This window comes from Nocardiopsis sp. ATB16-24 (genome assembly GCF_030271535.1).
In the GTDB taxonomy this organism is placed as follows: domain Bacteria; phylum Actinomycetota; class Actinomycetes; order Streptosporangiales; family Streptosporangiaceae; genus Nocardiopsis.
In genome coordinates this window covers 23,051-39,832 of record NZ_JASCXJ010000019.1, presented here as the reverse complement: position 1 = coordinate 39,832, position 16,782 = coordinate 23,051, and the positions used below count along the sequence as shown (strand labels likewise).

The following is a 16,782-nucleotide window of genomic DNA, read 5'->3' as shown; positions in this document are numbered from 1 at the left end:
ATCGGTGGCCGCCGACATTTCGGGGCCGGATGTTCTCGGGAGGGCCGTCGAGCCCGGAGATGTGGCCGGAAGACCCCAAGGGTGCCCAGGCGACCGTGTCCCCCACGTCGGCGACCTCAAGCCGTTCGGCAGGTACGTCATGAACGACGTCGACCGTGTCGGTGGCGTCCCCGTCCTGATGAACGCGCTCCTGGGCGAGGGACTCCTGCACGGTGACGCCCTCACCGTCACCGGCGGAACCGTCGCGGAGAACCTCCACGGCCTCGCGCCGGAACCGATCGACGGGACCGTCCTTCGTCGCTTCGACGACCCCCTCCACCCCACGGGCGGTATCACCGTTCTCCACGGGTCGCTCGCGCCGGAGGGCGCGGGGCTGGGCCGCGACGTCATGCTCCTGACCGACGGGCGCTTCTCGGGCGGGACCACGGGCCTGTGCGTGGGCCATATCGCCCCGGAGGCCGCCGAGGGCGGACCCATCGCGTTCGTCCGTGAGGAGGACCGCGTCACGGTGGACATCTCCGCGCGCACCATCACCCTCCACGTCGACGCCGAGGAACTCCGCGCACGCCGGGCCGGTTGGCGGCCCCTCGCCCACACGTTCCCCGAGGGGGTTCTCGGCAAGTACGTCAAACTCGTCCGTTCCGCCTCCACCGGGGCCGTCACGGGCTGAGCCGTTCCGGCTGCGCCGACTTTTCACGATCTGTCGGCGATGGCCTGGAGTCCGCCTGTGTGGTGCCCATGCACACAGGCGGATCCAGGCGCTCTGTGGCGTCCGGGGCAGAGCTCCTGCCAGGCTCTGCCGTACGAACTCCGTCCGGTTGCGGGAACGGACGCCTTCCTCTCAGCGGCTCGGAGCCTTGCCACCGCGGTCGGTCACCATGCCCTGTGACTGTGCGGTGATGCGGCCCCTGTGGTCGCGTCCGGAGTCCTCACCCGTACAACGCTCCGGGAACGACCGACCCGCATCCCCTCGGGCCGCCGCCGGTGCGCTCCTCCGCCCTGTCGGAGGCCCACACCGGGAGAGCGGGGCGCCCTCGTCCGTCAACCGGTTCCCTGTGGTCGGTGGATCTGAGTGCGATCCCCGACCTTGGCCGGTCCCGGGGGGCCTCGGGCTCTTCGCAGATCGTCCCCGTCCCGTTGTCGACCGCCCTGCGGCGCGACAGGACGGTCCGCCGATGTGCGTGTCCCGGAACGAGCCTGCGCGCTCTCGTTCGGGGCACGATGGGCCGGAACGGGGCCGGGGGTAAGAACGGTGTCGGTCTCGGTGACGGAGGCGATCCCGTCCCCGGGGAGGGCGGACCCTTCCGACCCTCCGGATGGGAGCGGGCCGGGGAACTCCTCCCCGGAGTCGACGGTGTTCCGAAGGTCGGACGGCTCGGGAGCGGCGGCTCCGGTCGGCGGTGTGCGGTGGTCGACCACCAGTACCGGCGCAGCGCCCTCGACACGAAAGCGGCGCCAGGCCGTGGTGCCGGCCTCACCGCGCTCCTTGAGTCGCAGGTGGAGGTGGGACTCCCCGTTGTGCACGGCCCATCGATAGGCCTCGGTCGCGTCGAACTCCACGCCGCCGTCCACCGGGCAGGTGGGCCGGCCGCCCTCGACGGCCTGGGTGTCGAGCAACGCGTGCGCGGTCGGCTGGTCGTTCCAGGTGGCCTCGGCATCGAAAGGGTCGATCCGGTGCAGCTGGACGTGGGAGGGGCTGTGGCAGTCGTAGGACCACGCCACCTCCACGCGCAGTACCGCCGATTCGACGACGGCGCCGGGGTCGAGTTCGACGGGGAACCGGAGCAGGGCGCGGCGGGTGTAGACGCGGTCCCACTCCAGGCGCCCCGTGCCCACACTGGCGATCTCGGCGTCGTCGTAGTCCTGGTGGGGGAAGGCCCGGTCCACGTAGGTCCAGCGGGAGGTTTCGGTCTCGATCCTGCCTCGACCCGCGTGTGCGAGGACGGGAGCGGCGCTCTTGCCCTGCTCCCCGACGCGCTCCACCTCGATACCGCGCTCGCCGGAAGCGGCGGTGCCATCGGTAGCGGTGGGGGCCTCCTCGCCTGCCGTGGCGGGGACGACCGCCCACAGCGACAGCGCCAGAGCGGAGGCTGCACAAGCCGCCGTCGCACGGGCCAGGGGGCGACGCATTACGGGGAGTACCTGTCTATTTCATCTATGACCGAAAAAGGGCCGAACCGGAATCCGAAGACCCGCTCCGATGACGAGGAATTTACCAAATTCCCGCGGCATCCCACAAACCCCAAGAGTATAAATACAGACCGAAACGACAATTACCACCATCAAGAACAGGAGCACCACCCCAAGCCCCCATGACCAGGGGCTCCATCCTCGCCCGCACGGACCCTCTTTATCCATCAGACACCAAAATCCAATTCTCGGAAGACCGAAAATAACGACCTGCGCGCGAGGAAAAATATTCTACTTTTCACACAGTCGCGCCTGCGCCATAGGAAGAACACTTGTTCTTCGTCGGAAAAAGGGTGGCGGAGGGACTTCCCCACCGGACGGGACGCTCCTTGGCACGGCGACCCCTGAGGGCGGCGGTGCGGCGCCACGGCGCCCGCTTCCGGACAGCGGGCGCCGAGAGCGGCTCAGGCGGTGGTGGCGAAGGCGATGAGGTGGCGGGCCACCGGGCGCCACGTCGAGGGGACCACGGACGGACTGCGCACGAGGACGAAGATCGGCCGCGTGTGACGATCCCGCCGCCCGCGCCATGAAGGAGGCGACGGTCTCGGCCGACGGCAGGATCTTTCTTCTCGGGGCGGCCGACGCGCTTCGTCGCCCCGGGGAACGGGCGGTAAGGCCGGCACTCCCCTACTCCTCCCCCGTCCCCTCTCCGGAAGCAAAGCGGTGGGAAGGGTCTGCCGTCACGGCGAACCGGCCGCCTCCACCCCCTGGGGAAGGAGGGCGTCACGGGCCAACCCCAGTTCGACCTCCGCGAACGTGCGGACCATGGCGGTCAAAGGCGCGGACCGCTGCGGCGCACTGGTGTTGGTGTAGGAGTTGGTCCCGTCGATGGCGGCCATGACCCGCACGGCCGAACCCCACGGATCCTCGCAGCGGAACACCCCCTCCTCCACTCCGGAGGCGATGACCCTCTCCACCCGCCGACACCAGAGCAACTCCTGTCGCACGACCCTTTCGTGCAACACGGGCCGGTAGCGCGAGAGGTGGCGGGCGTTGAGCCACAGCCTGCTGACGTCGTCGAAGGCGGTACCCGACATCCGCGCGAGGAAGCCCCGCAGGACGTGCACCGCGCCGTCTGGAGCCCTGTCCGTGGACTCCTCGGGGAGCAGGGCGTCCAGTTCCCCCAGTGCGGCGCTGGTGAAGGCCTCGGCCACCAGGTCCTCGACCGCGGGGAAGTAGTGACCGACCAGGCCGGAGCGCACCCCCAGGTCGTCGGCCACCCGGCGCAGGGTGATGCGTTCCAGGCCTTCGATGAGCCCGATCCGGGCGGCCGCCGCGACGATCTCGTCCCGGCGCTCCTCGGGGGCTTTGCGGGTTCGTTTCCCGCCACCTCTTGACGTCATGGCACAGATGCTATTGGGTAAGCACCCAATAGCCTTATTGGTCGCGCGGCCAATAGCTTAGACTTGGGGTGACCTGCCCATACCCGGCCCTCGGTGGGACCTCCACCGTCGGCCCCGAGTCCTCACCCCGGCCCACCGCGGCGTGTTCCGTACACGGACACCGCCCCTCCGCCGACAGCACGGGGGCCCGCTGAAGTCGTCGCGCACCCCTCACAGGAGACGAACGTGGACCACACACGCACCGACGCCAGGGAACTGGCCGAATACGGTTACCAACAAGAACTCCGACGCAGCCTGTCCGTGTGGGCCGTGTTCGCGATCGGATTCGCCACCATCTCGCCCGTGGTGGGCATCTACGCCGTCGTACAACTCGGGTTCGTCTTCGCCGGACCCGCCTGGATCTGGGCGGTCGTCGTCGCCTTCCTCGGCCAACTGACGGTCGCGACCGTCTACGCCGAACTGTCCTCACAGTTCCCGGTCACCGGCGGCGTCTACCAGTGGGTACGCCGCCTGGGCGGCCCGCGCCTGGGCTGGTTGGTCGGCTGGATCTACCTCGCCTCGGCGATCGCCTCGCTGACCACGGTGGCCTACCTGGGGGCGACGTGGCTGCACATGCTCTTCAGCGACGCGCCGCTGGAGCCCCTCCACCACGTGCTGCTGGGCGTGGTCTTCATCGCCGTGGCCCTGGGCATCAACCTCCTGGGCGTCAACCCGGTCAAGCACTTCCTCAACGCGGGCATCATCGCCGAGGGCGTCGCCTCCATCGCGGTGAGCGTGTTCCTGCTCGTCTTCGCGCACAACAACGGGTTCGACCTCCTCTTCCAGACCCTGGGGGCGGAGTCGGTCTCCAACGGGTCGGTCTTCGCCGGCTTCCTGACCTGCCTTGCCGTGGCCGGTTGGGCGTTCCTCGGTTTCGACGCCACCACGCAGGTCGCCGAGGAGACCTCCCAGCCCAGGCGCAGCGTTCCCCGGGCCCTGCTGCGCGCCTACCTGTTCGTCGCCTTCACCGTCCTGCTCACCGGTGTCGCCGTCACGCTGGCGCTGCCCAACCCGGAGGACGCCGTCGCCGGACGGATCGCTGACCCGGTCTTCGACGCCGTCACCGGAAACCTGGGCGCCTGGAGCGAGAAGCCCTTCATCGCGGTCGTGCTCGTCGCCTTCATCGCCTGCGCCATCTCGATCCAGACCTACATCGGCCGCGCGGTCTTCGCCTTCGCCCGCGACCGGCAGCTGCCCTTCTCCGGCACGCTGTCCACCGTCGGACCGCGTCAGATCCCGTGGGTCTCCCTGCTGGTCACGGCGGTGCTCGCCAGCCTCGGGCTCCTGCTCGGACTGAACGGCAACGCCGCGGCGACCCTGATCGCGTTCGGGTCCGGCGGTTTCTACTTCGTCTTCCTGTCGGTCGCCCTCGTCGCCCTCGTCTCCCGTCTGAGCGGGCGGTGGCGCCCGTCGCAGGGGCGGGTGCGCCTGGGCCGCGCCGGCCTGGTGATCAACGTCGTGGCCGTGGTGTGGCTGCTCTTCGAGGCGACCAACATCGCCTGGCCGCGGGTGGAACTCGCCCCGGTCGGCGGCAGCTGGGTGCAGGTCTGGGCCGTGATCCTGGTCTTCTCCGTGCTGTTCGCCATCGGCCTCGTCTACGTCATGGTCGCCAAGCCCCACACCCGGCTCCCGGCGAGCCAGAACCAGGAAGAGCAGGAAGAGAAGGTGGAGACGCCCTGATGTCGTCGCAATCCTCCCCGGCCGTCGTCGTCGACCCCGGCCGCGGGATGCACACACGCGAGGTCTCCCTCAGGCCCGTCGGCCCCGGTGAGGTGGAGGTCGAGGTGCGCTCCGCCGGTGTGTGCCACTCCGACCTGCACGTGCTCAACGGGGACTGGCCCACCGACCGGCCCCTGATCCTGGGGCACGAGGCGGCGGGCGTGGTCACCGCCACCGGAGCGGGAACGACCGGGCTGGAGCCGGGCGACCACGTCGTCCTGTCCTGGTTCGCGCCCTGTCGCCGGTGCCGTAAGTGCGCGGCCGGCAAAGCCTGGCTGTGCACGGAGACCCGCGCCGTCGACAACACCCTGCCCGACGGGACCACCCCCTTCACCGACGCCGACGGCGAACAGGTGTGGCCCTACCTGGGGCTGGGGGCGTTCACCGAACGGCTCGTCGTCCCCGAGTCCGCCGCGGTGAAGGTGCCCGAGGAACTGCCGTTCGACGTGGGCGCCCTGCTCGGGTGTTCCATCACCACCGGGATCGGTGCGGTCGCCAACACCGCCGAGGTCCGCCCCGGCGAGTCCGCCGTGGTCATCGGCACCGGAGGGGTCGGTCTGTCCGTGGTGATGGGGCTCCGGCTGGCCGGGGCCGACCCCATCGTCGCCGTCGACCTGTCGCCCGAAAGGCGGGAGGCGGCCCTGCGGTTCGGTGCCACCCATGCCCTCGACGGCGCCGCGACCGACGTCGCCGCCTGGTGCCGGGAGGAGCTCGGCGGCGCGGACCACGTGTTCGAGGCCATCGGCAGTCCGCGGGTGATCGAGACGCTTCCGGACATGCTCACCTCCGGCGGCGCCGCCGTCCTGGTCGGCATGGCCCCCATCGGGGCGACCGGCGCGTTCGACCTCTTCGACCTCGCCGACCAGGGCAAGCGGATCCTGGGCTGCAACTACGGTTCCAGTGTGGGACAGGTCGACATTCCGAGGCTGGCGCGCCTGTACCTGTCGGGGCGGCTGCCCATGGACGATCTGATCGGCACGATCCGGCCGATGTCCGAGGTCGAGGCCGCGTTCGACGACCTCAAGGCGGGCACCGGCCTGCGCACGATCCTGCGGCCCTGACATCCGGTCGGTCCCGCCCCTCGCGGGGCCGACCGGCCTCCCGCACCCGCACACCTTTTCTGGAGAACCGATGTACGCCGTCACCGACCCCGCCACCGGCGAGGTCATCGCCACCTACCCGACCGCCACGGACGCCGAGATCTCGTCGGCCCTGGAGCTCGCCCACCGGGCCACCGCCTGGGGACGCACGAGCACGGCGGCCGAGCGCGCCACGGCGCTGCGCCGCCTGGGCGACCTGCACGCCGAGCACCGCGCGGCCCTGGCCGAGGGCATCGTGCGGGAGATGGGCAAACCGCTCGCGGAGGCCGAGGGGGAGATCGACTTCTGCGTCGAGATCTACCACTACTACGCCGACCACGCCGAGGAGTTCCTCGCCGACGAGCGGATCGACGTCACCTCGGGGCCTGGCGAGGCCGTTCTGCGACGCTTCCCGGTGGGCGTGCTCCTGGGCATCATGCCGTGGAACTTCCCCGCCTACCAGGTCGCCAGGTTCGCCGCCCCGAACCTGGCGGTGGGCAACACCATCGTCCTCAAGCACGCCCCGCAGTGCCCGGGTACCGCGGCTCTCCTGGAGGAGCTGTTCGTCCGGGCGGGCTTCCCCGAGGGCGCCTACGTCAACGTCTACGCGACCAACGACCAGGTCGCCACGATGATCGCCGACCCGCGTGTGCAGGGCGTCTCGCTCACCGGGTCCGAGCGGGCCGGTTCCGCGGTCGCCGAGATCGCGGGGCGCCACCTGAAGAAGGTGGTCCTCGAACTCGGCGGCTCCGACCCCTTCCTGGTGCTGTCCGCCGACGACCTCGACTCCGTCGTCGACGCGGCCGTGGCCTCCCGGCTCGACAACACCGGCCAGGCCTGCAACGCGGCCAAGCGGTTCATCGTCGTCGCGGACCTGTACGAGGCCTTCGTGGAGCGGTTCGCCGAACGGCTACTGGCCCAGCAGTCCGGCGCCCCGCTGTCCTCGGTCGCCGCCGCCGAGAACCTCCAACGCCAGGTCGACGCCGCCGTCGCCCAGGGCGCGAGGCTGGTCAGTGCCGGAGAGCGCAAGGGGGCGTACTTCCCCGCGGGCGTCCTCACCGGCCTCACCCCCGACCTGCCCGTGGCCCGAGAGGAACTCTTCGGCCCCGTCGCCCTGGTGTTCTCCGCCGCCGACGAGGAGGAGGCGGTACGGATCGCCAACGACACCCCCTACGGCCTGGGCTCGTACGTGTTCACCACCGACCCCGCGCAGGCCGAGCGCGTCGCCGACCGCATCGAGGCCGGGATGGTCTTCATCAACGGTGTCGGCGCCGAGGGCGCCGAGCTGCCCTTCGGGGGCGTCAAGCGCTCGGGCATCGGCCGTGAGCTGGGCCGTCTGGGCATGGAGGAGTTCGTCAACAAGAAGCTCATCCGCACGGTCGCGTGAAAACGCCCGTATGACCACGGGGTCGTATCGGCCTCGTGAGGGAGCCGGAACCGGGGATGCGCCCGGGGTCGGCTCCCTTTTTCGTGGGCCGGGTCCGGTGTGCGGCGTGCCGGGTCGCCCGCCCCGCCGTCTTCCCGAACTCGGGGTTCCAATCCCACGGAGCCGCCGGAACCGGACTCGGCCGAGCCGTGCGTGAAAAGGCGCCGCGACCCTTCCCCGACGGGTACCGGGAAGGGTCACGGCGGTGTGCGGGCACGGACCGATCAGGCCGGGACGGGAACCCGGGTGTGGCCGATCGCCTGCGCCCAGGGACGGATGGCGGGCGGATCGGTGTACTTCCACAACATCAGCAGCAGGGTGTCGACATCGTGGGCCTCCTCCAGCCCGGTCGGCGTGGCGACCCAGAAGGACTGGGTGGCCTCACCCCACCAGATGAGCAGGTGGCGGTGCTGTGCCCGGAGTGCGGCGGCCTGGGCGTGCTCGACGGCGAACTCGGCTCGGTGTCCGCCCAAGCGGGGAAGGCGTTGGGCGCGGCGTTCCCGGCAGGAGGGGTGGTCGCACGACGGAGAGGACTGCGCCGAAGGCGTCCGTTGAGGGTGGTGGAGGGCGACGGGCGGGCAGTGGGGACCGGCCAGCGGGGTGCGGCGGGGCAGCATCGGCAGGGGCAGAGCCTCGGCGGAGCGGCGGGGTGAGGGGATAGGCTGACGCATCAGATCCTCGTTTCCTTACATATGACCGTGTTGGGTTTTGGGGGTTCAGGGCCCGGGACGAGCGTTGGCGCGCTCTCCTGGGCCCGCTTTCATGTCACAGGTCGGTGGTGTTCCAGCGGTTGCCGGTGAGGTCGTAGGCCAAGTGGAACCACACCGTGCGGTAGTGAGCGTTGCCGTTGTCGCCCCACTCGGTGGCCAGGGCGTCCACCAGTGCCAGCCCTCGTCCGGACTCGGCGGACGGGTCCAGCGCTTTCTCCTGGGGCTTGAGGTGGCCGTCCTGGTCGCGGAGTCCGCCCCGGTCACGGCAGGACAGGTGCAGTCCGGTGCGGTGGCGGTGCACCAGCAGCGTGTAACTTCCGCCTGCCTGCCCGGAGAGGCTGTGGCGAAGGGCGTTGGTGACCAGTTCGCCGCCCAGCAGGGTGAACAGGTACCGGTAGTCGGTGGGCTGGTCGGCGGCGCAGGTGTCCAGGAACGCCCGCACCAGCGGCATGAGGGCGGGAACGCCGGCGAAGGTGTAGCGGCGGGCTCGGTAGTTCGGGCGGTCGGGCCGGCGGGTGAAGTAGTGGCGATGGGCGGGCTGGACGAAGGCGGCCAGCGGCACGGTGGCCTCACCCGGTACGGGCACCGAGCGCGCGGCGGCGGAGGCAGAGGTGTCTACGGGCATGACGAGCACACTCCTTGGCGTAGAGCCGTACATGAGCAGGGGTTTCGTGGGCCCGTTGGAGAAGTCTCACGGATGCCGTGATGCGAGGAACGGGCAAGGCGTAGCCTGACCGACATGAACCCTGAGTGATCCACCGGTCACTGACCACACCTCTAAGCTAACTTGTAAAGTACAGGTTATACAAGCACTTCTCGAAAATTACTGATCAGCATTGAGCTAGGTTCATGCCATGCAAGACCCCCGAAGCCCTTCCCTACGCCTCCGCCGCCTTGCCTCTGAGCTTCGCCGCGCACGCGAAACTGCTGGTTATACAGCAACGAAAGCCGCCAAGGAGCTCAAGTGGAGCCCTCCCAAGGTCACCCGAATGGAGACAACCGAGGCAAAGCGCATCAATGCGGATGATCTCGATAAGTTGATGGATCTGTACAACGTCACTGATCCAGAAAGACGCGAGGGCATGCATGCCCTCGCTAGAGATGCTCGGGTGCGTGGTTGGTGGTCGAAGTACAAAGACGTCTTCAAGAACGAGACACTCCCCGACTTCGAGACAGAAGCGTCCGTCTTACGGTCCTATGACGGACAGGTCATCCCAGGGCTACTCCAGACCCCCGACTACACCAGAGCCCTATTCCAAGGAGGGCGTTATACCAGCCCTAGCGAGATGGAACAAAGGACTCAGGCTCGCATGAAGCGACGGGAGATCTTGACACGACATCAGCCTGTACATCTTCGCTCGATCATCGATGAGGCGGCGTTCCATCGCCCCGTTGGCGGAGCCAACGTGATGCTGCATCAACTCAAGCACCTGCTACACATGGCACAAATGCCGCACATCGATGTCCAAGTATTGCCTTACAGCAAAGGAGCTCATGCCGGGCTAACTGCCCCCTTCATAATCCTGGAGTTTCCTCACCCTCTCGACACACCTATCGTCTGCGTGCCAACCCTTACTGATGCGCTTTACCTAGAAGATCATGAGGACATAGAGGCTTATAAAGCCACCTTTGGGGACATACAAGGGTCAGCAATCAGCTCGGCAGAGTCTGCCGAGTACATCACCAACCAGATCAAGACTCTAGAGAGCGCCTCATGAGAGACCCTGAGTTGACCTTCTACAAGAGCAGCTACAGTGGCCAGGACGTCAACTGTGTGGAGGTCGCCCACATCCCCGCAGGCTTCCGCAAAAGCAGCTACAGCGGTGCTGGGCAGGACTGCGTCGAGGTCGCCCACATCCCCGCTGCCTTCCGTAAGAGCAGCTACAGCGCCCAGGGACAGGAGTGCGTCGAGGTCGCCGACCTTCCCTGCGGCGCCGCCATCCGCGACTCCAAGCACCCGGACGCCGGGCACCTCCCCTTCCCCGCCGCCGAGTGGGCCGGCTTCCTCTCCGCCGCACTCTCCCGGTAGCGCCCCGACCCACGCCCGATCTGCGGCGACGCTTCTACGTCAAGTGGCAGGCCGATAAAGCCTCCTCGGTCTGCCCCTTCCCCCGTGATCTTGCTCCCAGCGTCACTGGAGGCGCCCGGCAGTGACACCCAGAGCAAGATCACCGGGGGAAAGCGCGCTTCTCCACCCGAGTGGCCCTGAGGAAGGCCGTCTGTCGTTCCCCGACAGGGAGCCGGGAGGAGCCGGGTGAGCTGGACCAGGAGGAGACCGGGTGAGCGTGCCACGGTGGCGACCGGAACCGGGAGGCGGCGAGCCTTCGACCCCCAGGGGCCGGTGCTTCCGCCGTCCGGGCGCGCGAGCGCCGGCAGAACGAACCAGTGGATCTTGCTCCCAGCGTCACTGAGCGCGCCTGGCAGTGACGCTCGGAGCAAGATCACGGGGGCTCGAATCCCACCTGTCACACCCGCCACGGTTCCGGCTCGTCTATCAGCCTCCAGGTGGCCCTCAAGAACACCGGGGCCCGGCCGGGCCCCGGGCCGGGCAAGGACCACAGACCACGACCAGGCGCATCTGCCTCCCCAGGCCGGGGACTTCAGCCATCACTCGCACACCCACCGGGCATCAGGGAAGGACTTTCCATGGCCTCCCCAGCCTCCCTGGGCTTCCCACGGACTCCCTCGATCACCTTCACTGAGGTCCAGCCCGGATGACCGGCTTTCCATCAGTGCCTCCTCTCCTTGTTTCTGGCCGGACGGAGTCCCCACCGACTAAGGCCTGGCAGTCCCATAGGACGCGCACGGCTACCGGGTCAGAGCCCCCGCCCCGCCGCACCCCTTTCCGGGGCCATCGCGAGGCTCGAAAACGGCCCTGGAAGGGGGGTCGGTCACCGACTCCGCACGGACCGAACACGTCGCCGACCACATCGCCGCCCGCATCGCGTCACCGAACGCTTCGCCCCGCTCGCCCCACCCTCACCCACGGTCACCGCTCGACAGCCCACAAGGACGCTGGTCGCGGTTGGGCGACCCGAAGGCCGGGTAATGGCTAGGTCATGCTGCTAGTGAGACCTCCGGGTGTGTACCGGGCACAGGAGGACACGTCGTTGCTCCGCGAGGTACTGCGCCGACACGGTCAGGTCTCCGGTAGCTCGGTCCTGGACGTCGGGTCGGGCACCGGTGCCCTGGGCATCGAGGCCTTCCGTGCCGGCGCGGCCAGCCTCACCGCGATCGATCTGTCACGACGCTCGGTGCTGGCGAGCTGGCTCAACAGCCGACTGCGCGGGATCCCCGCGACAGTCCGACGAGGCGACCTGTTCGCCCCCGTGGCCCCGCACCGCTTCGACCTCGTGCTCGCCAACCCGCCGTACATGCCCGCCACCGGCCTGCTGCCTCCCCGCTACCGGATGGGGAGGTGCTGGGACGCGGGACCGGACGGGCGTCTCCTGCTGGACCGCATCTGTGCGGGGGTGTCCTCGGTGCTCAACGAGGACGGCGTGCTGCTCCTCGTGCAGTCCGAACTCGCCGACTCGCAGGCCACGTTGGACCGGCTCGGTGAGGCCGGGATGGTGCCCGAGGTGCTCGCCAGAGCCCACGTCCCTTTCGGGCCGGTGCTGCGGGCACGTGCTCCGATGCTGCGCGCCCGCGGGCTGCTCGCCCCCGATCAGACGGAGGAGGAACTCGTGGTCATCGAGGCACGCCATGCCTGAGGACCGCCGTCGGGTCATCGTCACCGAGGACGGCCCGATCCTCGTCTACGGTCCGGTGGACGTGGAGATGCCCGACGGGACGCGTGTGCCCAGCGACCGGGCGGTCACCGCCCTGTGCGCGTGCGGTCGCAGCGGGCGGCGCCCGTTCTGCGACACCAGCCACCGTCGACGTGTACGCGGTGAAGAGCGGAAGGAGTACGACCCATGACCACGACGCTGCCGAAGGCACCGACTCTGCCCGCCCCTCGCGGCCCGATCTCCGAGAATGTTCTGTCCGTGCTGCGCGGAGAACGATCCGAACCTCCCGCCGTGGACGACTCTTCACCCTACGGTGACGACCTCCAGCTGGCGCTCTACTGCTGTTACGAGCTGCACTATCGCGGTTTCGAGGGGGTCGACCCCGGCCTGGAGTGGGATCCGGCCCTGCTGGCGATCCGCGCCGAGCTGGAAAGGGTCTTCCTCGGCGCGCTCCGGAACGACGTGCCCGCCGGCACGGACGTCGAGGGCGAGCTCGACGCACTCCTGGTCGAGCACCTCGACGCGTTCGGCCTGTCCCATCACCTGCGCCGCCGCGGGGAGATGTGGCAGCTGCGCGAGTACGTCGCCCACCGCTCGCTCTACCACCTGAAGGAGGCCGACCCGCAGACCTTCGTCATCCCACGGCTGGACGGCACGCCGAAGGCCGCCCTGGTGACGGTGCAGCACGACGAGTACGGTGCGGGCGACCCCGAGCAGGTGCACTCCAGGCTCTTCGCCGAGATGATGACCGAACTCGGGCTCTCCGCGGCCTATGGCGCCTACCTGAACTCCGCGCCCGCCGAGATGCTGGCCGAGGTCAACTTCATGTCGCTGTGCGGACTGCATCGTGGGTTGCGGGCGGCGCTGATCGGGCAGTTCGCCACCGTGGAGATCACCTCCTCCCCCGGCTCGGACCGGCTGGTCAGGGCCATGCGGAGGTTGGGCTGCGGACCGGCCGCGATCCGTTTCTACGCCGAGCACGTGGAGGCCGACGCGGTGCACGAACAGCTCATCCGGCGCGGGGTGATCACACCGCTGTTGAGCGCCGAGCCGGAGTTGGCCGCCGACATCGTGTTCGGGGTCCGCAGCAGCACGTTCCTGGCCGGCCGGTTGGAGGAGCGGCTGTTGCGCTGTTGGAACCGCGGCGAGTCGAGCTGCTACGGCACCGTGGAAGCGGGGAGGGCGTGAACCCGCCCGGACCGGCGACGCGAGCCCGTGTCCTCCCCGTCGCCGGCAGAGGTGAGGAGATCCCGGAGGAGGACGTCGTACGCGAGTGCCTTCGGCGGACGCCGCCCCACCTACCGCCCTGGCTGGGCTACGACGCGGTCGGCTCCGACCTGTTCGAGCAGATCACCGAGTTGCCCACGTACTACCTGACCCGTGTGGAACGCGCCCTGTTGGAACGCCACTCGCCGGAGATCGCCGAGCTGCTGGCCGGTGGACGGATCGCGGAGCTGGGCAGCGGAAGCGCGAAGAAGATGCGGTTGCTGCTGGAGAGCTGTGTGCGCCTACGGCGGACCACGTACCTTCCGATCGACGTCGACGAGGGCATGTTGCGCTCCAGCGCCGCCGAGCTGTGCTCGCAGTTGGACGACCTGGAGGTCACCGGGCTGTGGGGACGCTACGAGGCGGCTTTGGACTGGCTGCGCGACCACACCGGCGAGCCGCTGGCGGTCATCTTCCTGGGGAGCAGCTTCGGCAACGCCACGCGTGAGGAGCGGGACGGCCTGCTCCACGAGATCGCCCGCACCCTGAAGCCGGGTGAGAGCTTCCTGGTCTCCGCCGACCTGGACAAGAGTCCCGAGGTCCTGGAGAGCTGCTACAACGATCCCGTCGGGTACACGGCCTTCGCCGACTTCCGGCTCAACTACCTCACCCGGCTCAACGACCTCTACGGCGCCGACTTCGTGCTCGACGACTTCGTTCCGGACGCTTGTTACAACACTCAGACCTCCACGGTGGAGGGGCGTCTTCGCGCTCGCGCCGATCGGACGGTGTCGATACCGGGGCTGGGGGTCACCCTGCACCTTCCGCGCGGGCACTTCCTCAACGTGGGCTACTCGGTGAAGTTCGACGAAGAGGGCCTCGCCCGGGAAGTGGGGGCGCACGGCTTTCACCTGCGGACCCGATGGCTGGATCCCGAGGCACGGTACGGGCTCTTCCTCTTTCGTCGCGACGAGTCCTCGCCCTCACGGTGACCCCTCCCGGCGTCGTCTTCGAGCCTGGGAACGGCTGAGGGGTCGACCACGAGCGGGATCTCCGTTCCCACGCCGTCGTCGCTCTCCCGTTCCGCCGGAGGGGGCACGGTGCCGAAGGTCATCCCGACCAGTGAACACCGTCACTTCCCTAACTCTGTTCCCGTGAGCCCCCTGAGGGCAAAGTGGACGGATGCTCACCCGTCTGCCCCGGTTCCTGGATCCGTTCCTGCTCCTGCTGCTGCTTCTGCCCGTCGTCGCGACGCTGGTGCCGGCCCGCGGGGTGGCGGCGGAGGCGCTGGACCACCTCACCGTCGTGGCGATCTGTCTGCTGTTCTTCCTCCACGGGGCCAAGCTCTCCCCCGCGGAGACCCGGCGCGGGTTCTCCCGGTGGCGCTTCCAGCTTCTCGTGCTCGGCGGCACGTTCCTGGTCTTCCCACTCCTCGGCCTGGCGATCGTGGCGCTGCCCTCGTCGGTGTTGAGCCCGGTGATGGCGACGGGATTCCTGTTCCTGTGCATCCTGCCGTCGACCGTGCAGTCCTCGATCGCCTTCACCTCGATCGCCCGTGGCAACGTGGCCCTCGCCGTCAGCTCGGCGTCCATCTCCAACGTGCTCGGGGTGGCCTTGACCCCGCTGCTCGCCGCGATCCTGCTGGGGTCGACGGTGGAGATCACCGCCGAGTCCCTGCTGGGGATCTTCGGGCAGCTCGTGGTCCCCTTCCTCGCCGGACAGCTGTTGCACGGGCGGATCGGGCCGTGGTTGAAGAGGCACAGGCCGGTCGTGTCGGTCGTCGACCAGGGGTCGGTGCTGCTCGTGGTCTACGCGGCGTTCAGCGCCGGCGTGACGCAGGGGCTGTGGGAGATCGTCCCGCCGTCGCAGTTGCTCGTCGTCATCCTGGTCTCGTGCGTGCTCCTGGCCGTCGTGCTCACCCTGTTCACCGTGCTCGGTCGCCTGGTGCGTCTGGAGCGGGCCGACCGTGTGGTCCTGCTGTTCTGCGGGTCGAAGAAGAGCCAGGTGAGCGGGCTGCCCATGGCCATTTTGCTGTTCCCCTCCGAGCAAGTGGGGATGTACGTGCTCCCGCTGATGATCTTCCACCTGATCCAGCTCTTCGTCTGCGCGGTGATCGCCCGCAGGATCGCTCCCGCCGATCCCGAGAGCGACGGCGTGCGGGCCCGCTGAAGCCGCGACGCGGCTCCCGACGCCCCACCGCCTTCCCCGCGGGTCAGCGCAGGATCTCGATGAGCAGCACCCAGGTCTGGGTGAGCCCGCCGAGCACCGAGGCGATGACGGCGACGGGAAGCCAGTAGAGCCCGCCGAGCGTCCCGAGGAGGACCCCCACACCGGCCAGCACGGTCGAACCCACCAGCAGCACCACCGGAAGGACGGGGGCGATCAGCCACTGGACCAGGGAACGCTCCTGCGGTCGGTGGGACGGCGCGACGATCACGCCGAGGACGAGACCGCTCCCAAGGCCCACCGCCAGTAGGAGGGAGCCCGTCACGGTGGGCGAGATCGCGGGGATCAACAGCACCACGGAGAAGACCAACGGCGTCGTCAAGGTCACCAGGGCCAGGACGACCCGTCGGGGTAGTCCCTCGTTGGCCAGGATCGGCTGCAGGTTGATGGACACCGCCACCACGAGCAGACCGGCCAGCGCGGCACTGGCGCCGATGACCGCGACACCGAAGTCGTGCCACTGGGCGGCGTCGACGGCGGCGTCCATCCTGGTTCCTCCGCTGGTGTCGAGGACCGACCGGTCGTAGCAGGGGCTTCGACCCTAACGCGGGCCTCGGCGGTTCCCGCACCCCGCCCTCGGAAGGGGGCCCCTACCGGACGGGCACGCCGTCCTCCAGGTAGAGGGTCGTTCCCTCCTGACGGGCGCGTACCGCCTGGTCGATCCGACGCGCGAGGCGGGGGATCGTCGCCCCGGGGATCGAGGCCACGTCGTGGAAGGCGTAGTCGGTCAGTTCGGAGGGGTCGAGGACGATGCGGTCCAACCAACCCTTGTCGAGCACTCCCCCGTCGAAGACGAACAGCTGTTTGTCGCCCTCGGCGGGGGTGGGTGCCCAGTCCACGACCAGGAGCCGCCCGATCGGCGGAGTGATCCCCAGTTCCTCCTTCACCTCGCGTGCCACGGCCTGGGTCGGTGTCTCGCCGTGTTCCATGAATCCGCCGGGGAGGTCCAGGTGGTCCTTGTAGGAGGGGACCACCATCATCACTCGACCGAGATCGTCGAAGAACAGGGCGCCGGAGGCGACGCGGGGGCGGGCGAAGGACGCCGTGGGATCGAAAGCCATGCCCCCGACACTAACCATCCCGGAGGCTGCGTGCCCGGATAGGGCGGACTCG

Annotated in this window: 17 protein-coding genes; 11 read left to right on the top strand and 6 right to left on the bottom strand. The window is 69.0% G+C overall.

Annotated features, from left to right (window positions below; all coding sequences use genetic code 11):
* Nucleotides 1-4 precede the first annotated feature (4 nt).
* A complete protein-coding gene (locus PFX91_RS18565; RefSeq protein WP_352231701.1) occupies nt 5-670 on the top strand; it encodes a dihydroxy-acid dehydratase domain-containing protein in 666 nt (221 codons plus the stop codon).
* 371 nt (nt 671-1,041) lie between these two features.
* Here PFX91_RS18565 and PFX91_RS18560 read toward each other — a convergent pair whose 3' ends face one another.
* On the bottom strand, nt 1,042-2,130 hold the full coding sequence (locus PFX91_RS18560) for a DNRLRE domain-containing protein (RefSeq protein ID WP_285733581.1): 1,089 nt from the start codon (nt 2,128-2,130) through the stop codon (nt 1,042-1,044).
* A gap of 740 nt (nt 2,131-2,870) precedes the next feature.
* Nucleotides 2,871-3,533 carry a TetR/AcrR family transcriptional regulator gene (locus PFX91_RS18555; RefSeq protein ID WP_285733579.1) on the bottom strand — a complete coding sequence of 221 codons (663 nt, stop codon included), beginning with the start codon at nt 3,531-3,533 and terminating at the stop codon, nt 2,871-2,873.
* Between the two features lie 225 nt (nt 3,534-3,758).
* On the opposite strand from PFX91_RS18555, the gene PFX91_RS18550 reads away from it, so the two are divergent.
* The 3 genes from PFX91_RS18550 (at nt 3,759) to PFX91_RS18540 (ending at nt 7,757) form a co-directional block, all read left to right on the top strand.
* Nucleotides 3,759-5,252, top strand: a complete 1,494-nt coding sequence (locus tag PFX91_RS18550; RefSeq protein WP_285733577.1) for an APC family permease — start codon at nt 3,759-3,761, stop codon at nt 5,250-5,252.
* The gene (locus tag PFX91_RS18545) at nt 5,252-6,352 is read left to right on the top strand and encodes an alcohol dehydrogenase catalytic domain-containing protein (RefSeq protein ID WP_285733574.1); all 1,101 of its coding nucleotides are present in this window, start codon (nt 5,252-5,254) and stop codon (nt 6,350-6,352) included. The genes PFX91_RS18550 and PFX91_RS18545 overlap by 1 nt, the downstream gene beginning before the upstream one ends.
* A 70-nt stretch (nt 6,353-6,422) precedes the next feature.
* The gene (locus tag PFX91_RS18540) at nt 6,423-7,757 is read left to right on the top strand and encodes an NAD-dependent succinate-semialdehyde dehydrogenase (protein WP_285733573.1); all 1,335 of its coding nucleotides are present in this window, start codon (nt 6,423-6,425) and stop codon (nt 7,755-7,757) included.
* A gap of 263 nt (nt 7,758-8,020) precedes the next feature.
* On the opposite strand, the gene PFX91_RS18535 is transcribed toward PFX91_RS18540, so the two are convergent.
* Both PFX91_RS18535 and PFX91_RS18530 read right to left on the bottom strand, forming a co-directional pair.
* Nucleotides 8,021-8,467 (bottom strand): hypothetical protein, encoded by a 447-nt coding sequence (locus PFX91_RS18535; RefSeq protein WP_285733571.1) that lies wholly within the window; start codon nt 8,465-8,467, stop codon nt 8,021-8,023.
* Nucleotides 8,468-8,561: 94 nt separating this feature from the next.
* Nucleotides 8,562-9,131, bottom strand: a complete 570-nt coding sequence (locus PFX91_RS18530) for an ATP-binding protein (RefSeq protein WP_285733570.1) — start codon at nt 9,129-9,131, stop codon at nt 8,562-8,564.
* Nucleotides 9,132-9,360: 229 nt separating this feature from the next.
* Between PFX91_RS18530 and PFX91_RS18525 the strand changes: the two genes are divergently transcribed.
* From PFX91_RS18525 to PFX91_RS18495, 7 genes are all read left to right on the top strand, one after another.
* Nucleotides 9,361-10,224, top strand: a complete 864-nt coding sequence (locus tag PFX91_RS18525) for a helix-turn-helix domain-containing protein (protein ID WP_285733568.1) — start codon at nt 9,361-9,363, stop codon at nt 10,222-10,224.
* 71 nt (nt 10,225-10,295) lie between these two features.
* Nucleotides 10,296-10,535: a DUF397 domain-containing protein gene (locus PFX91_RS18520; protein WP_352231704.1), complete on the top strand. Its 240-nt coding sequence runs from the start codon at nt 10,296-10,298 to the stop codon at nt 10,533-10,535.
* 1,030 nt (nt 10,536-11,565) lie between these two features.
* A complete protein-coding gene (locus PFX91_RS18515; RefSeq protein ID WP_502888334.1) occupies nt 11,566-12,219 on the top strand; it encodes a HemK2/MTQ2 family protein methyltransferase in 654 nt (217 codons plus the stop codon).
* Nucleotides 12,212-12,427, top strand: a complete 216-nt coding sequence (locus PFX91_RS18510) for a CDGSH iron-sulfur domain-containing protein (RefSeq protein WP_285733564.1) — start codon at nt 12,212-12,214, stop codon at nt 12,425-12,427. The genes PFX91_RS18515 and PFX91_RS18510 overlap by 8 nt, the downstream gene beginning before the upstream one ends.
* Nucleotides 12,424-13,425, top strand: coding sequence for an iron-containing redox enzyme family protein (locus PFX91_RS18505; RefSeq protein ID WP_285733562.1), 1,002 nt, complete (start codon nt 12,424-12,426; stop codon nt 13,423-13,425). The genes PFX91_RS18510 and PFX91_RS18505 overlap by 4 nt, the downstream gene beginning before the upstream one ends.
* Complete coding sequence (locus PFX91_RS18500; RefSeq protein ID WP_285733560.1) at nt 13,422-14,435, top strand: L-histidine N(alpha)-methyltransferase; 1,014 nt, start codon at nt 13,422-13,424, stop codon at nt 14,433-14,435. Before PFX91_RS18505 ends, PFX91_RS18500 begins: the two co-directional genes overlap by 4 nt.
* Before the next feature lie 190 nt (nt 14,436-14,625).
* Nucleotides 14,626-15,612 (top strand): bile acid:sodium symporter family protein, encoded by a 987-nt coding sequence (locus tag PFX91_RS18495; RefSeq protein WP_285733557.1) that lies wholly within the window; start codon nt 14,626-14,628, stop codon nt 15,610-15,612.
* Between the two features lie 43 nt (nt 15,613-15,655).
* Here PFX91_RS18495 and PFX91_RS18490 read toward each other — a convergent pair whose 3' ends face one another.
* Complete coding sequence (locus PFX91_RS18490) at nt 15,656-16,156, bottom strand: hypothetical protein (RefSeq protein WP_285733555.1); 501 nt, start codon at nt 16,154-16,156, stop codon at nt 15,656-15,658.
* Nucleotides 16,157-16,259: 103 nt separating this feature from the next.
* On the bottom strand, nt 16,260-16,730 hold the full coding sequence (locus tag PFX91_RS18485) for an NUDIX domain-containing protein (protein ID WP_285733553.1): 471 nt from the start codon (nt 16,728-16,730) through the stop codon (nt 16,260-16,262).
* Nucleotides 16,731-16,782 lie beyond the last annotated feature (52 nt).

Bases quoted from the DNA above. Each gene is read 5' to 3' on its own strand.
- PFX91_RS18495 (WP_285733557.1), top strand. From the start codon at position 14,626: ATGCTCACCCGTCTGCCCCGGTTCCTGGATCCGTTCCTGCTCCTGCTG.
- PFX91_RS18485 (WP_285733553.1), bottom strand. From the start codon at position 16,730: ATGGCTTTCGATCCCACGGCGTCCTTCGCCCGCCCCCGCGTCGCCTCC.
- PFX91_RS18490 (WP_285733555.1), bottom strand. From the start codon at position 16,156: ATGGACGCCGCCGTCGACGCCGCCCAGTGGCACGACTTCGGTGTCGCG.
- PFX91_RS18515 (WP_502888334.1), top strand. From the start codon at position 11,566: ATGCTGCTAGTGAGACCTCCGGGTGTGTACCGGGCACAGGAGGACACG.
- PFX91_RS18505 (WP_285733562.1), top strand. From the start codon at position 12,424: ATGACCACGACGCTGCCGAAGGCACCGACTCTGCCCGCCCCTCGCGGC.
- PFX91_RS18560 (WP_285733581.1), bottom strand. From the start codon at position 2,130: ATGCGTCGCCCCCTGGCCCGTGCGACGGCGGCTTGTGCAGCCTCCGCT.
- PFX91_RS18540 (WP_285733573.1), top strand. From the start codon at position 6,423: ATGTACGCCGTCACCGACCCCGCCACCGGCGAGGTCATCGCCACCTAC.
- PFX91_RS18555 (WP_285733579.1), bottom strand. From the start codon at position 3,533: ATGACGTCAAGAGGTGGCGGGAAACGAACCCGCAAAGCCCCCGAGGAG.
- PFX91_RS18530 (WP_285733570.1), bottom strand. From the start codon at position 9,131: ATGCCCGTAGACACCTCTGCCTCCGCCGCCGCGCGCTCGGTGCCCGTA.
- PFX91_RS18535 (WP_285733571.1), bottom strand. From the start codon at position 8,467: ATGCGTCAGCCTATCCCCTCACCCCGCCGCTCCGCCGAGGCTCTGCCC.
- PFX91_RS18525 (WP_285733568.1), top strand. From the start codon at position 9,361: ATGCAAGACCCCCGAAGCCCTTCCCTACGCCTCCGCCGCCTTGCCTCT.
- PFX91_RS18545 (WP_285733574.1), top strand. From the start codon at position 5,252: ATGTCGTCGCAATCCTCCCCGGCCGTCGTCGTCGACCCCGGCCGCGGG.
- PFX91_RS18510 (WP_285733564.1), top strand. From the start codon at position 12,212: ATGCCTGAGGACCGCCGTCGGGTCATCGTCACCGAGGACGGCCCGATC.